14 protein-coding genes are annotated in these 14,903 nt (G+C 72.2%); 10 read left to right on the top strand and 4 right to left on the bottom strand.

All coding sequences use genetic code 11. The annotated features are described in order from the left end of the window. Window positions 1–60 precede the first annotated feature (60 nt). Genes M446_RS20795 through dprA form a run of 3 tightly spaced genes read left to right on the top strand, consistent with a single transcriptional unit; the run spans window position 61 to window position 3,162 of the window. Complete coding sequence (locus M446_RS20795) at window positions 61–1,353, top strand: dihydroorotase (RefSeq protein ID WP_012334079.1); 1,293 nt, start codon at window positions 61–63, stop codon at window positions 1,351–1,353. Then, window positions 1,353–1,952 carry a glycerol-3-phosphate 1-O-acyltransferase PlsY gene (plsY, locus tag M446_RS20790; protein ID WP_012334078.1) on the top strand — a complete coding sequence of 200 codons (600 nt, stop codon included), beginning with the start codon at window positions 1,353–1,355 and terminating at the stop codon, window positions 1,950–1,952. Before M446_RS20795 ends, plsY begins: the two co-directional genes overlap by 1 nt. Before the next feature lie 34 nt (window positions 1,953–1,986). Then, window positions 1,987–3,162, top strand: a complete 1,176-nt coding sequence (gene dprA / locus M446_RS20785; protein ID WP_012334077.1) for a DNA-processing protein DprA — start codon at window positions 1,987–1,989, stop codon at window positions 3,160–3,162. Between the two features lie 41 nt (window positions 3,163–3,203). On the opposite strand, the gene ruvX is transcribed toward dprA, so the two are convergent. Continuing rightward, entirely contained in the window at window positions 3,204–3,710 is a 507-nt protein-coding gene (gene ruvX / locus M446_RS20780) for a Holliday junction resolvase RuvX (protein WP_012334076.1), read from the bottom strand. 50 nt (window positions 3,711–3,760) lie between these two features. Here ruvX and M446_RS20775 point away from each other — a divergent pair, with 50 nt between their 5' ends. Continuing rightward, complete coding sequence (locus tag M446_RS20775; protein ID WP_012334075.1) at window positions 3,761–4,471, top strand: metal-dependent hydrolase; 711 nt, start codon at window positions 3,761–3,763, stop codon at window positions 4,469–4,471. Between the two features lie 94 nt (window positions 4,472–4,565). Further along, complete coding sequence (locus M446_RS20770) at window positions 4,566–5,168, top strand: hypothetical protein (protein WP_012334074.1); 603 nt, start codon at window positions 4,566–4,568, stop codon at window positions 5,166–5,168. 61 nt (window positions 5,169–5,229) lie between these two features. Here M446_RS20770 and M446_RS20765 read toward each other — a convergent pair whose 3' ends face one another. Then, complete coding sequence (locus M446_RS20765; protein ID WP_012334073.1) at window positions 5,230–6,576, bottom strand: AAA-associated domain-containing protein; 1,347 nt, start codon at window positions 6,574–6,576, stop codon at window positions 5,230–5,232. 98 nt (window positions 6,577–6,674) lie between these two features. Then, complete coding sequence (locus tag M446_RS20760) at window positions 6,675–8,483, bottom strand: ABC transporter permease (RefSeq protein ID WP_012334072.1); 1,809 nt, start codon at window positions 8,481–8,483, stop codon at window positions 6,675–6,677. 679 nt (window positions 8,484–9,162) lie between these two features. Here M446_RS20760 and gatC point away from each other — a divergent pair. The 4 genes from gatC (at window position 9,163) to gatB (ending at window position 13,050) form a co-directional block, all read left to right on the top strand. Then, entirely contained in the window at window positions 9,163–9,450 is a 288-nt protein-coding gene (gene gatC, locus M446_RS20755) for an Asp-tRNA(Asn)/Glu-tRNA(Gln) amidotransferase subunit GatC (protein ID WP_012334071.1), read from the top strand. 36 nt (window positions 9,451–9,486) lie between these two features. Next, window positions 9,487–10,980: an Asp-tRNA(Asn)/Glu-tRNA(Gln) amidotransferase subunit GatA gene (gene gatA, locus M446_RS20750; RefSeq protein ID WP_012334070.1), complete on the top strand. Its 1,494-nt coding sequence runs from the start codon at window positions 9,487–9,489 to the stop codon at window positions 10,978–10,980. Window positions 10,981–10,984: 4 nt separating this feature from the next. After that, window positions 10,985–11,284 (top strand): hypothetical protein, encoded by a 300-nt coding sequence (locus M446_RS20745; protein ID WP_012334069.1) that lies wholly within the window; start codon window positions 10,985–10,987, stop codon window positions 11,282–11,284. Between the two features lie 293 nt (window positions 11,285–11,577). After that, entirely contained in the window at window positions 11,578–13,050 is a 1,473-nt protein-coding gene (gene gatB, locus M446_RS20740) for an Asp-tRNA(Asn)/Glu-tRNA(Gln) amidotransferase subunit GatB (protein ID WP_012334068.1), read from the top strand. A gap of 335 nt (window positions 13,051–13,385) precedes the next feature. Here gatB and M446_RS20735 read toward each other — a convergent pair whose 3' ends face one another. Then, on the bottom strand, window positions 13,386–14,270 hold the full coding sequence (locus tag M446_RS20735) for an outer membrane protein (RefSeq protein WP_012334067.1): 885 nt from the start codon (window positions 14,268–14,270) through the stop codon (window positions 13,386–13,388). A gap of 219 nt (window positions 14,271–14,489) precedes the next feature. Between M446_RS20735 and M446_RS20730 the strand changes: the two genes are divergently transcribed. Beyond that, window positions 14,490–14,726 (top strand): hypothetical protein, encoded by a 237-nt coding sequence (locus M446_RS20730; RefSeq protein ID WP_012334066.1) that lies wholly within the window; start codon window positions 14,490–14,492, stop codon window positions 14,724–14,726. Window positions 14,727–14,903: the final 177 nt, after the last annotated feature.

Genomic DNA, 14,903 nt, shown 5'->3' with positions numbered 1-14,903 from the left:
GCTCGCTCTCGACGCCCTCCTCGCCGCCGTGCGCGCGCCCGCAGCGGAGCTGTCCGACCCATGACACTCGTCATCACCAATGCCCGCCTCCTCGATCCGGTCGCCGGACGCGAGGAGCCCGGCGCCGTCCTGATCCGCGACGGCCGCATCGCGGACGTCCAGCGGGGCGCCGTCCCGGCCGCGCCGGAGGGCGCGGAGGTGATCGACGGCGGCGGCCACGTCCTCGCCCCCGGCCTCACCGACCTGCGCGCCTTCGTGGGCGAGCCCGGCGCCGAGCACCGGGAGACCCTCGCCAGCGCCAGCGCCGCCGCCGCCGCCGGCGGGGTCACCACCCTGGTCTGCATGCCCGACACCAACCCGGTGATCGACGAGCCCGCCATCGTCGACTTCGTGCTGCGCCGCGCCCGCGACACCGCGAGCGTGAACGTCCTGCCCGCCGCCGCGATCACCAAGCACCTCGCCGGGCGCGAGATGACCGAGTTCGGGCTCCTCGGCGAGGCCGGCGCCGTCGCCTTCACGGACGGTCTGCGGGCGGTGACGAACGCGCAGGTGATGCGCCGCGCCCTCACCTACGCGCGGGATTTCGGCGCCCTGCTGATGCAGCACGTCGAGGAGCCGGACCTCGTCGGCGACGGGGTGATGAACGAGGGCGAGATGGCCTCGCGGCTCGGCCTGCACGGCATTCCGCGCGAGGCCGAGACGATCCTGCTGGAGCGCGACCTGCGCCTCGTGCGCCTGACCCGGGCCCGCTATCACGCGGCCATGATCTCCTGCGCCGATTCGGTCGAGATCGTGCGCAGGGCCAAGGAGGCGGGCCTGCCGGTCACCTGCGGCGTCTCGATCAACAACCTCGTCCTCAACGAGAACGACATCGGCCACTACCGCACCTTCTGCAAGCTCTCCCCGCCCCTGCGCACCGAGGAGGACCGCAGAGCGGTGGTGGAGGCCCTGAACGAGGGGGTCATCGACGTGATCGTCTCCGACCACAACCCGCAGGACGTGGAGACGAAGCGCCTGCCCTTCGCGGAGGCGGCGGACGGGGCGCTCGGGATCGAGACCCTGCTGGCGGCCGCCCTGCGCCTCGTCCACGCGGGCGACGTCGCGCTCCCGCGCCTCCTCGCCGCCCTGGCGCGCGAGCCCGCGCGGGTCCTCGGCCGCGACGGCGGATCCCTGGCCAAGGGCGCCCCGGCCGACCTCGTCCTGTTCGACCCCGACGAGCCCTACCGGCTCGACAAGCGGCAGCTGAAGTCGCGCTCCAAGAACTCGCCCTTCGACGAGGCGCGGCTGCAGGGGCGCGCCCTGCTCACCCTGGTCGGCGGCGCGGTCGCCTACCGGCACGCGGCGGCCGCGTGATGGGGGTCCCGCTCTGGCCGCTCCTCGCCGCCCTCGGGCTCGGCTACCTGTTCGGCGCGATCCCCTTCGGGCTCATCCTCACCCGCCTCGCCGGGCTCGGCGACGTGCGGGCGATCGGCTCGGGCAATATCGGCGCCACCAACGTCCTGCGCACCGGCCGCAAGGGGCTCGCCGCCGCCACGCTGGTGGGAGACGCCCTCAAGGGCACCGCCGCGGTGCTGGTCGCCGCCGGGCTGTTCGGGCCGGACGCCGCCCTGGCGGCGGGGCTCGGCGCCTTCCTCGGCCACCTCTTCCCGGTCTGGCTCGGCTTCAAGGGCGGCAAGGGCGTGGCGACCTTCATCGGCGTGCTCCTCGCGCTCGCGCCCCTGGCCGTCCTCGGCTTCGCGGTGATCTGGCTCGGCCTCGCATTCCTGCTGCGCTACTCCTCGGCCTCGGCGCTCGCGGCGAGCGCCACCACCCCGCTGATGCTCTGGGCGATGGGCCAGAACCGCGTCGCGCTCCTGTTCGTGGGGCTCGCCCTGCTGCTATGGTGGAAGCACGCCCCCAATATCCGCCGCCTCATGGCGGGCACGGAGGGGCGGATCGGGCAGAAGGGCTGAGACGATCCCCTGCCCTGCCGCAGGGGAGCCGTCGTTGCAACTCACGGACGCTCAGCGCCTCGACTGGCTGCGCCTGATCCGCGCGGAGGGGATCGGGCCGCGCACCTTCCGCGGCCTCGTGAACCGCTTCGGCGGGGCGGGCGCCGCCCTGGAGGCGCTGCCGGACCTCGCCCGCGCGCGCCGGAAGCCGATCCGGATCCCCAGCCGGGCGGAGGCCGAGCGCGAGGTCGCCGCCGCCGCGAAGCTCGGCGTGCGCTTCGTCGCCCTCGGCGAGGAGGCCTACCCGGCGCCGCTGCGGGCCACCGACGACGCCCCTCCCCTCATCGCCCTTCGCGGCGAGGCCGCGGTCCTGGCCCGCCCCTGCATCGCCGTGGTCGGATCCCGCAACGCCTCGGCGGCCGGGATGACCTTCGCCGAGCGCCTCGCGCAGGCCTTCGGGGCGGCGGGCTTCTGCGTCGTCTCGGGCCTCGCCCGCGGCATCGACGCCCGCGCCCACGCGGCGTCCCTGGCGACCGGCACCGCCGCCGTGCTGGCCGGCGGCCAGGACCGCATCTACCCGGCCGAGCACGAGGCGCTCGCCGCCCGCATCCTGGCCCAGGGCGGGGCGATCGTGGCCGAGATGCCCCTCGGCTGGGAGCCGCGCGGGCGCGACTTCCCGCGCCGCAACCGCATCATCTCGGGGCTGTGCCTCGGCACGGTGGTGGTGGAGGCCGCCCGCCGCTCGGGCTCGCTCATCACCGCGCGCTTCGCCCTGGAGCAGGGCCGCGAGGTCTTCGCGGTGCCGGGCTCGCCCCTCGACCCGCGCGCGGAGGGCACCAACGACCTCATCCGCCAGGGCGCGACCCTGTGCGGCGACCCGGACCACGTCCTGTCCGTGCTGATGCCGCTGGTGGCGGGCGGGCGGCCGCCCGGCGGCGCCGAGGACGGCGAGCGCGCGGCCGAGCCCGCCCTCTACTGGGACGAGACGGATTTCTTCGCCCAGGACCCCGAGCCGGCCGCGCCCGAGGGCCTGTACGAGGAGGCGGAGGAGCCGCCTCCGCCCGACGACCGCGCCCGGCTGCTCGCCCTGCTCGGCCCCTCGCCGGTGGCGGTCGACGCGCTGGGCCGGCAGGCCGGCCTGTCGGCGCGCAGCGTCCAGGGCCTGCTGCTCGAACTCGAACTCGACGGGCTGGTCACCCGGCACGGGGGCGGGAGCGTGTCGCTGCGCTGAGGCACCCGATGCCGGCGGTCATCTCTCGGTGACCGGCGGCATCACTCCGGCGGGATCATCACCCCGTCCGGCTCCTCCGGCTCCAGCCCGGCGAGCACGTCGAGGCAGCCCTGCAGGATATAGGCGGCGGCGAGCTTGTCCACGAGCTTCCCCCGCCGCGCCCGCGACGCGTCGGCCTCCAGGAGGGTGCGGGTGACCGCCGCCGTCGACAGCCGCTCGTCGAAGAGCAGCACCGGCAGCGGCAGGATCGGCGCGAGGTTGCGCACGAAGGCCCGGGTCGACTGGGCCCGGGGGCCCTCGCTGCCGTCCATGTTGAGGGGGTGCCCGACCACCAGCCCGCCGACGCCGTGCTCGGCCGCGATCGCGGCCAGGCGCCGGGCATCGGGCGTGAACTTCACCCGCCGGATCGTCTCCAGCGGCGAGGCGATGCGCCGGCCCACATCCGAGAGGGCGAGCCCGATCGTCTTCGTGCCGAGGTCGAGGCCGAGCAGCCGCCTCCCCGCCTCCCGCGAGGATTCCGCGAAGGCCGCGACACTCTCCCGGTTCACGGCCGCGGCCTGGGCTTTAAGTAGGGGGCGTTCATCCGGGAGTCCTCCTCATGCGCATCACCTGGTTCGGCCACTCGGCCTTCCGCCTCGATTTCGGCGAGAGCCACGTCCTGATCGATCCCTTCTTCACCGGCAACCCGGCCTTCGAGGGCGGCGACGCGGCCCGCGCCAGGGCGGTCGAGGGCGCGACCCACATCCTGATCACCCACGGCCACGGCGACCATGTCGGCGACACCCTGGCGGTGGCGGCCGAGACCGGCGCCAAGGTTGTGACCAATTACGACCTCTGCATGTGGCTCGGCTCCAAGGGCCTGACCAATTTCGACCCGATGAACACCGGCGGCACCACCGACCAGGGCGGATTCAAGGTCACGCTGGTGCGCGCCGACCACTCGGCCGGGATGAGCGAGGCGGGCGTCACCGTGCCGCTCGGCCTGCCGAACGGCGTCGTCGTGCGGGCGCCGGGCGAGCCGACGGTCTACCACATGGGCGACACCGACATCTTCGGCGACATGGCCCTGATCCAGGAGATCTACCGGCCGGACGTGCTGATCGTCCCGATCGGCGACCGCTTCACCATGGGGGCCGAGACGGCGGCCCTGGCGGTGCGCAAGTTCTTCGCGCCGCGGGCGGTGATCCCCTGCCATTACGGCTCCTTCCCGATCATCGCGGCCTCGGCCGACGCCTTCGTGGCGGCCCTCGACGGCAGCGGCGTCCAGGTCGTCGTGCCGCACAAGGGCACGGCCGTCACCATCGCCTGATCGGGCAGATCTTAACGTTAACGGAAGGTTACCGTGGCGGGGGCGGGCGCGGGGCGTTAACCCGGCATTAATCCTCAGCGCATCGAGGCCGCCCTTGTCCCGCTACTCCCTCGCGACGTCGCTCCTGGTCGGTGCCGCCGGCCCCGGGGCTTGGCAGGCGATCGACCTCGACGGCCGCGTCGAGCCGCTGCGCGGGCCCCTCCCGCCGGCGGCGGGCCGCTTCCCGGACCCCGAGGGGCGCCGGCGGGTGCCGCACGGGGCGATCGAGGCGGTGGGCGGGCCGCGCCGGGACCGGCCCGCCAACCGGCCCCCCGCCATCCCCTCCCCGCGCGAGCGCGTCCCGGCCGCGGCGATCATCCCGGTCCGGGCCGCGGGGGTCGCCCGTCCCCACCCGATCCGCGAGGCCCTGCCCCGCATCGTCCTGGCCCCGGCCCGGCGCCGGGCGATGCCGCGCCGGCACAAGCTCATGCTCGCCCTCGCCGCGGAGGTGCTGCTCGCCGGGACCGCCCGCGCCCGGCAGAATTTCCGCCCGCCCGCGATCGAGGTCGAGGATCTCGGCCGCGACGATCGGAAGATCGCGCAGCTCGCGCCGGTGGACCTGGGCCGGGGGACCGGGAGCACCGGTGAGCGAGGGGCCTCATCCGCTGTCCGGACGATCACGTCCGGACAGCGTCTGCCAAGCCCGCGCGGCGCCTGAGCGACGCCGATATCCGCATGGCCGAAAGGGGAGATGGCGACGCAATCCCTCGGATGTCGGATCACGCGGGATCCTCCAGGCTGAACGTGTCGCTCGCCTCGTGATACGCGAAGGCCTCGGCGTAGCGCCCCCAGGAGATCACGGCCTGCAGGGTCTGCTGCGCGTACTGGGCCGACATGTGATCCTCCAGCTCGTCCTGGAACCGGCGGCGCGGGGCCGCATGCGAGGCTCGGTCGTCGAGCACGCGCCGGACATGGGCGGCCAGCGGCACGTACGCGATCAGGTGCTGGGCGAAGAGCTGCTTGCGCTCGTCGACGGCGCTCTCCGCGAAGCGGCGCCCCGCCGGTGTCAGCGTGATGTCGCCGCCCTCCAGCTCGGCGAAGCGCAGCAGTTGCAGGGTCTCGGCGATCGGGAAGAGCTCGTCGACTTCGAGTTGCAGCGTGCTCGCGAGCGCCGGCAGGTCGGCCGTGCCCCGGTAGGGCTCGCCGGCCACCGCCTCGATCAGGCCCGCCAGCAGGTTGGTCGAGACGCGCGGCAGGACCATGCCGATGCCGGTGCCCGGGAACCCTTCGGGCTTGCCGTGCCCGCCCGGCCCGGCCGGCTGGGGCGGGCGCATGGTCATGCGGGCGTAGATGTCGTCCACCAGCGCCCGGAAGGCCGGATCGAGGCGGTTGCGCGGCTGCGGGAGGTCGACCCGGATATCCCCCACCACCCGGCCGGGATTCGACGAGAAGACCAGGATGCGGTCGCTCATCAGGACGGCCTCCTCGATGTTGTGCGTCACGAGCAGGATCGAGCGGGTCGGGATGCGGGCCTCGATCCAGAGGTCGAGCAGGTCGGTGCGCAGGGTCTCGGCCGTGAGCACGTCGAGGGCCGAGAAGGGCTCGTCCATCAGCAGGATCTCGGGATGGACGACGAGGGCGCGCGCCAGCCCGACCCGCTGGCGCATCCCGCCGGACAATTCCTTCGGATAGGCGCTCTCGAACCCGTCGAGGCCGATGAGGTCGATCGCCGCGAGCGCGCGCTTGCGCCGCTCGGCCGGCGCCACGCCCTGCGCCTCGAGGCCGACCTCCACGTTCTGCAGCACGGTCAGCCAGGGAAACAGCGCGAAGGACTGGAACACCATGGCGACTTCGGGGGCCGGACCGGTCACCGGCCGGCCGTTGATCAGCGCCCGTCCCCGGCTCGGCGGCATCAAGCCGGCGATGATGCGCAGCAGGGTCGACTTGCCCGATCCCGAGCGGCCGAGCAGGGAGACGATCTCGCCCGCCCGCAGGTCGACGTTGACTTCGTCGAGAACCAGAAGGTCGGACGCGTTGCCCTTGCGGTAATGGTGCTGGACGCCCGCGACGGAGACGAGCGGCGCGTCGGAGCTGCGCGGGCGGGGAACCGGGGTGTGGGCGTCCATGCTGGAGACCTTTCGGATTGATAGGAAATCCGACGGATTGCGTGGCCATGCGGATGTCGGCGTCGCTCAAGCGCCGCGCGGGACATCCGCGGCCGCGATCAGGCGAGCCGGAAGCGGCGCTCCCCGTAGGCGTAGAGGGGGCGCCAGACGAGGCGGTTGAAGACGACGACGAACAGGCTCATCACCGCCACGCCGAGGACGACGCGCGGGTAGTCGCCCGCATCCGTCGCCTGGGCGATGTAGGCGCCGAGCCCGGCGGCCTTGAGCTTGGTGTCGCCCCAGCTCGCCACCTCGGCCACGATGCTGGCGTTCCACGACCCGCCGGAGGCGGTGAGCGCGCCGGTCACGTAGTAGGGGAAGATCCCCGGCAGGATCGCGTCGCGCCACCATTGCCAGGAGCGCATCCGGTACAGGGTCGCGGCCTCGCGCAGGTCGGTCGGGAACGCGCTCGCCCCCGCCACCACGTTGAACAGGATGTAACATTGCGTCCCGAGCACCATCAGGGGCGAGAGCCAGATGTTCGGATCGGCGCCCGTCGCCACGATGGCGACCACCGCGAAGGGGAACAGGATGTTGGCCGGGAAGGCGGCGAGGAACTGCGCGAGCGGCTGGGTCGCCTCGGCGACGGCCGGGCGCAGGCCGATCCACACCCCGATCGGGACCCAGATGACCGAGGCGACGGCGATCAGCACGACGACCCGCAGCAGCGTCAGGGCGCCGAGTGCGACGGCCTCGACGAGGTCGCCGAGGCCGAGCGTCGCCCTCACGAAGTCCGCCGCGATCCAGAGCGCGGAGGCGGCGAGCGCGACGACCGCGACGAGCCACGCCCGGTCGGCGAGCGTCGCCAGAAGAGGCTTGGCCAGAAGAGGCTTGGCCAGGCGAAGCTTGCGCGTCGCGGGGAGAAGGGACGAGGCGCGCCGGAACGGCGCGGCTGCCCGGATCACGCTGCCGAGGAGCGCCGCCGCGGCGCCGACCAGCGCCGCGATTCCGCGCAGGGCGCGGGTGCGCCGCAGGAGATCGTAGACGAAGGAGCGCGGCCGCGCCTGCGCGGCGGTCTGCTCGAAGCGGAACTTGTCGGCCCAGGCGACGATCGGCCGGAATACCAGCTGATCGTAGAGCAGGATCACCGCCGCGATGGCGGCCACCGCCCAGGCGATGGCGGCGAGGTCCTTGCGGTCGATGGCGAGGGCGAGCCACGCCCCGATCCCCGGCAGGGTGATCCTGGTGTCCCCCACCGAGATCGCCTCGGACGCGACGATGAAGAACCAGCTCCCCGACATCGACATCATCGCGTTCCAGACCAGCCCCGGCACCGCGAAGGGTGCCTCGAGGCGGACGAAGCGCTGCCAGGGCGAGAGCCGGAAGTGGCGGGTGACCTCGGTAAGGTCGCGCGGGAGGTTCCTGAGCGACTGGTAGAACGAGAAGGCCATGTTCCAGGCCTGGGCGGTGAATACCGCGAAGATCGCCGCGCATTCCGCCCCGAGCTGCCGGCCCGGGAACAGCCCGAGGAAGAAGGCGACCGTGAAGCTCAGGAACCCGAGCACCGGAACCGACTGCAGGATGTCGAGGGCCGGAACGATGACGAGTTCGGCCTTCCGGCTCTTGGCCGCCAGCGGGGCGACCAGGACGGTGAAGACGAGGGAGGCCGCCATGGCGGCGAAGAGGCGCAAGGTCGTGCGCAGGGCGTAGTCGGGCAGCAGCCAGGGATCGAGGCGCACCGGCTCGCCGTCGAGCGCGGCGAGCGGCGCGCGCATCTCGTGCACGCCGTGCAGCGTCGCGATCAGGCCGCCGATGACGACCAGGAAGGCCGCGACATCGTAGCCGTTGGGAATCAGCATGGCGCCGACGCGGCCGACGCCGAGGGGCGCGCGGCGCGTGGCATCGACGATCGAACGCGCATCGAGCATCGCGACCTCACGGATGGGAGCGGGAGAGCGGCCGGCGGCGGACCGGCCGGGCCGAGCGGCGCGCCGCGCAGGGCTGCCGACGCGCGCGACCGGCGGGGCGCGCCGCTGCGGTTCCGCCGGGACCGGCGGGGAACGAGTTCGGATCTGTCATCGCGCATCTGGTGTCGACCGGCCGCTTCGCCGATCACGCCAGCCAAGAGCGCCTCGATCAGGCGGCCGAGCGAGCGGGAACCGGCGCACGCGGCGCGGTCGATCGACTGTGACTGTCGCTTGGCATCGTCGGTGGTGGTTCGCGGATGAGTGCGGCCGGGCGGGCCAGCCGCTCCGGCTACGCCGTCCACTGACTCGTCATCGCGGCGCTGTCAACAGTCACCACGAACTGGGCAATGCTTGATCGCCGCAGCGGAAGCGGCCGTTTTCGACCTCGGCGCCAGGTCGCTCGACGTCCGAGGAGCCGGTTTATCGTTGCCGTTTGCTGTGCGTCTCGACGAATGAGCTGTCCGGGCGTGGCGCGGGCGGCGCCCGCCCTTCGCCGGGGCGCGCGGCGGCCCGGCGGCGCTGCGACCGGGCGGGCACGCTCCGCTCCGGACCCGCTGCCGTTGCGACGGCGCGAAAGCCGGTGCTATAGCGCCCCGCGGACGGCCGGACGGGCCGGATCCTCCACGCGAAGCGGGGTGTCATGTCGGTCGACGCGCAGACGGTTCGGCGCATCGCGCATCTGGCGCGGATCGCGGTGAGCGACGCGGAGGTGCCGCCGCTCCAGGACGAGCTCAACGCCATCCTGGCCTTCGTCGAGCAGCTCGGCGCGGTCGACGTCTCGGGGGTCGAGCCGATGACCTCCGTCACCCCGATGGCCATGAAGCAGCGCGATGACGCCGTCACGGATGGCGGCTACGCCCGCGAGATCGTCTTCAACGCGCCGCTCTCCGAGGACAACTACTTCCTGGTCCCGAAGGTCGTCGAGTAGCGGCTGGCAGCGCCCCGGGCGGCGAGGATTTTCGACGTGAGCACGATTCCGGCAGACCTGACCGAACTCACCCTGGCGGAGGCCCGCGACGGGCTGCGGCGGAAGGCGTTCTCGGCCCGCGAGATCGCGCAGGCGCATCTCGACGCGGTGGCGCGGGCCCGCGCGCTGAACGCCTACCTGATCGAGACGCCCGAGCGGGCGCTGGCCATGGCCGAGGTGGCGGACCGCAAGATCGCGGCCGGGGAGGCGCGCCCCCTCGAAGGGCTGCCGCTCGGCATCAAGGACCTGTTCTGCACCCACGACGTGCCGACGACGGCGGGATCGCGGATCCTCGAGGGCTTCCGCCCGCACTACGAATCGACGGTGAGCCACAATCTCTGGCGCGACGGCGCCGTGATGCTGGGCAAGCTCAACCTCGACGAGTTCGCCATGGGCTCCTCGAACGAGACCAGCGCCTACGGGCCGGTGGTCTCGCCCTGGCGCCGCCGGGACTCGGAGGCGCCCCTGGTGCCGGGCGGCTCCTCCGGCGGCTCGGCCGCGGCCGTGGCGGCCCGGCTCTGCCTTGGGGCCACCGCCACCGACACGGGCGGCTCGATCCGCCAGCCCGCGGCCTTCACCGGCACGGTCGGCATCAAGCCCACCTACGGGCGCTGCTCGCGCTGGGGCATCGTCGCCTTCGCCTCCTCCCTCGACCAGGCGGGGCCGATCACCCGCACGGTGCGCGACAGCGCGATCATGCTCGCCTCGATGGCGGGTCACGACCCCAAGGACACGACCTGCGTCGACCGGCCGGTGCCGGATTACGAGGCGGCGGTGTCCCGCGGGGTGAAGGGGCTCACCATCGGCATCCCCAAGGAGTACCGCGTCGACGGGATGCCCGCCGAGATCGAGCGGCTCTGGCACCAGGGCGCCGAGTGGCTGCGGGCCGCGGGGGCGCGGATCGTCGAGGTCTCGCTGCCGCACACCCGGTACGCGCTGCCGGCCTACTACATCGTGGCGCCGGCCGAGGCCTCCTCGAACCTCGCCCGCTACGACGGCGTGCGCTACGGGCTGCGCGTGCCGGGCAAGGACATCGTCGGGATGTACGAGCAGACCCGCGCGGCCGGCTTCGGCCGCGAGGTCAAGCGCCGCATCATGATCGGCACCTACGTGCTGTCGGCGGGCTACTACGACGCCTACTACGTCCGCGCCCAGAAGATCCGCACCCTGATCAAGCGCGACTTCGAGACCGTCTACGCGAACGGGGTCGACGCGATCCTGACCCCGGCGACGCCCTCGGCGGCCTTCGGCCTCGGCGAGAAGCAGAACGCCGACCCGGTCGAGATGTACCTCAACGACGTCTTCACCGTGACGGTGAACATGGCGGGGCTGCCGGGCATCGCGGTGCCGGCGGGCCTCGACGGCCAGGGCCTCCCGCTCGGCCTGCAGCTGATCGGCCGGCCCTTCGACGAGGAGACGCTGTTCGCCGCCGGGCAGGTCATCGAGGAGGCGGCCGGCCGGATCGCGCTCCCGCCGCGCTGGTGGGCCTGAGCGGGTGACCGTCCCGTATTACCCGCCCTCGGTCTGGCTGATGGCCGGGCTCGACCCGGTGCTGATCGGCCTCGCGCTCTATCTGGGGTGGAAGGCGGACCAGTTCGGCAAGCTCTTCCTCGTCGCCATCGTGGCGCTCGCCGTCTCGGTGCTGGTCTCCTGGGTGCTGACCGGGATCGGGCTGCCCTGGCCGGCGCCGATCGGCCACGACCTGCCGACCTTCTTCCCGGTGCGCAGCGTCGCGGCCTTCCTGTGGGCCCTTGCCGCCTACGCGGCGCGGCGCCTCCTCGCGGGCCGGACCTGACGCGCTTGACCGCGCGGATGGCGGATTCCTCAGCATCATTCGCCGAAGGGGTCACCGGTTCGGCGGCGAACCGTAGGACCGCGTCAGCGAAAATGATGCAAGACCAAGAGCTAAGCAGAGTTGCCCCGCGCCACTCTGCTTAGTAAGCGGGATCGCGCGGGGCAATCCTGCCCCGCGTCGTGATTCCGCATCCGTCCCGCCGCCGGACCGGTGACCCCCTCGGCGGATGATGCTCAGGCGCGCATGAACCCCTCCCCGGAAGCGGGATCGCGCGACACTCGGAGGCCCCGCCCATGAACGCTCCCGTGACCCCCAAGAAGCTGATCAAGGGCGCCTTGGGCGACTGGGAAGTGGTGATCGGGATGGAGATCCACGCCCAGGTGACGAGCCGCTCGAAGCTGTTCTCCGGCGCCTCGACCGCCTTCGGCGCCGAGCCGAACGCGCACGTCTCGCTGGTGGACGCCGCTATGCCCGGCATGCTGCCGGTGATCAACCGGGAATGCGTGGCGCAGGCGGTGCGCACCGGCCTCGGCCTCAAGGCGCAGATCAACCACCGCTCGGTGTTCGACCGCAAGAACTACTTCTATCCTGATCTGCCCCAGGGCTACCAGATCAGCCAGTACAAGAGCCCGATCGTCGGCGAGGGCGAGGTGCTGGTGGACCTCCCCGACGGCGAGACCATCCGGGTCGGCATCGAGCGCCTGCACCTGGAGCAGGACGCCGGCAAGTCGCTGCACGACCAGCACCCCTCCCTGAGCTTCGTCGACCTCAACCGCTCGGGCGTGGCGCTGATGGAGATCGTGTCGAAGCCGGACCTGCGCTCGTCGGAGGAGGCCAAGGCCTACGTGACGAAGCTGCGCACCATCCTGCGCTACCTCGGCACCTGCGACGGCGACATGGAGAAGGGCAACCTGCGCGCCGATGTGAATGTCTCGGTGCGCCGGCCGGGCGAGCCCTTCGGCACCCGCTGCGAGATCAAGAACGTCAACTCGATCCGCTTCATCGGCCAGGCGATCGAGACCGAGGCCCGTCGCCAGATCGCGATCCTGGAGGATGGCGGCTGGATCGAGCAGGAGACCCGGCTCTACGATCCGAACCGGAACGAGACGCGCTCGATGCGCTCCAAGGAGGAGGCGCACGATTACCGCTACTTCCCGGATCCTGACCTGCTGCCCCTGGAGATCGAGCAGGCCTTCATCGACGGGCTCAGGACCGAACTGCCGGAACTGCCCGACGCCAAGAAGGCGCGCTTCGTGGCGGAGTACGGGCTCTCGGCCTACGACGCGACGGTGCTGGTCGCCGAGCGCGCCTCCGCCGATTACTTCGAGGCGGTGGCGAAGGGCCGGGACGGGAAGGCGGCGGCGAACTGGGTCATCAACGAGCTGTTCGGCCGCCTGAACAAGGAGGGCCACGGGATCGAGGGCTCGCCCGTCTCGGCCGCGCAGCTCGGGGCGATCATCGACCTCATCGCCGACGGCACCATCTCGGGCAAGATCGCCAAGGACCTGTTCGAGATCGTGTGGGGCGAGGGCGGCGACCCGCGCGCGATCGTCGAGAGCCGCGGCCTCAAGCAGGTGACCGACACCGGCGCGATCGAGGCGGCGGTCGACCAGATCATCGCGGCCAACCCCGACAAGGTGGCGCAGGCCAAGGCCAAGCCGACGCTGCTCGGCTGGTTCGTCGGTCAGACCATGAAGGCGACCGGCGGCAAGGCGAACCCGGCGGCCGTCAACGCCCTGCTGAAGACGAAGCTCGGGATCGAGTGATCCGGGATCCGCTTGATCGAAGCGGATCCCGGATCAAAAGCCTGCGCGGCGCCTGAGCGAAGCCCATATCCGCCATCCCGAAGGGATCAAGCGGATCAGGAGCCCGCGCGGCGCTTGAGCGAAGCCCAAATCCGCCATCCCGAAGGGATCAAGCGGATTTGGGATGAGCGGGACGCCTCGCGGACAGTGCCGGCCTTCGGGCCGGCCCTGGAGGCGGCCCCGCTGCCCCCGAATCGAGAAGCCCGGCCTGTGGGCCGGGCTTCGGGTTCGATCGGGGCAGGTTCGGCCGGGGCAAGTCCGGCCGGGGCAAGTCCGGCCGGTGACCGAGCCGAGGCTCAGTAGGTGCCGAACTTGTAGTTCAGGCCGGCGCGCACCACCGCGAACTCGGTGTCGCGACGCACCAGGCCGCTGCCCGGGACCAGCACCACGCCGGGGCTGGTCACGGTGATCAGGGTGCCGGCGTTGTTGACCGCGAAGGCGCCGTTGAGGCCGTTGCCGCGGTCGAGGTTCACGTAGAGACCTTCGACCTTCAGGGTCACCGCGTTCGACTTGAAGAAGTTCAGGAACGAGTCGGTGGGCAGGGCGTACTCGACGCCGCCGCCGACCGTCCAGCCGGTCTGGAAGTCGTCGCGGTTGGGCAGGCCGAAGCTGGTGCCGCCGCCGCCGCCGTAGGCGAAGCCGCCGGTGGCGTAGACGAGGGTGCGGTCGAAGGCGTAGCCGAGCCGGCCGCGCACCGTGCCGAAGTAGTCCAGACCCGACAGGCCGTTCGGGTTGAAGACCTGCTGGGCGGCCAGCCCGGTCACCGCCGGGTTGTTGGTGACGAGGCTGAAGCGGTTCCGCTCACGGCCGAAATCGGCGTACTGGGCGTCCGCCTCGATGCCGATCACGAAGCCGGCGCCCGGCGTGAACTGGTAGTTGTAGCCGACCTGACCGCCGCCGACGAAGCCGTCGTTGTTGTCGCGGTTGCGGAAGCCGAGGACCGCGGTCGTGCCGGGGGGCACGAGGCCGGTCGCGGCGTTCACGCCGATCAGGGTCGAGTTGTTGTTGTCGCTGGTGCCGAACCCGTACCCGGCGTTGAAACCGGCGTAGAAACCGGTCCAGGTGAAGACCGGCACCGGCGTGAAGACCGGCGGCGGCGCCGCGCGACGCGGCAGGTCGGCCGCGGAGGCGGCGGCGGTCAGGCCCGCGAGGGCCGCGGTGGAGAGGAGGATCTTCTTCATTGCCATGGTCCTGTTGGCGAGCGCCGGCACGGCTTCCGTTCCCGGCCTCACGTCCGGTCCGTCGCTGTCCCGCAACGTGACTCACCAATAGATCGACAACCGTCAACAAATGATGAAGCGAGGGTTCGCGCGCTCCGGAGATCTTCGATTGCGCCGATCACGCGAGATTAACCTTAATGCTTCAAGGTGACGCGATCGTCCACGGAGAGATCGACCGGCATGAAGAGGTCCGACGCCCGCTCCCCCACCCGCACGCTGCTGGTCCGGACCGGGCAGGCCGCCGCCCTGGTGACGATCCTCTCGGTGGCGCTCACGCACTACATGGCCGCGCCGCGCAGGGCCGGTGCGCCGGCGGTCGCGACCGCCGCGCTGCCGGGCGAGCCGGAGGTGACCGGCGCGATCGGCCTCAGGAGCGACTGGCGCCTCGATCCCTGCGGCGAGCGGAGCGGCCGCTGACCGGCTCGCGCCGGCCGTGTGGCATCTCAACCCCTTGACAAAGCCGGCTCCATCGGGCGTGTCGCACCCGCCGGCGCGATCCCCCGCGCTGCAGCAATGGCAGGCGCGCGTCCGACGCGCGCACCGGGCGCGAAACTTCCTTTCGTCCAGGCCGTTGCCGCGACGGACATTCCTCGC

This window comes from Methylobacterium sp. 4-46 (assembly GCF_000019365.1).
In the GTDB taxonomy this organism is placed as follows: domain Bacteria; phylum Pseudomonadota; class Alphaproteobacteria; order Rhizobiales; family Beijerinckiaceae; genus Methylobacterium.
Note: the sequence above shows the minus strand (reverse complement) of the source record. Positions and strands in the feature narration are given on the sequence as shown.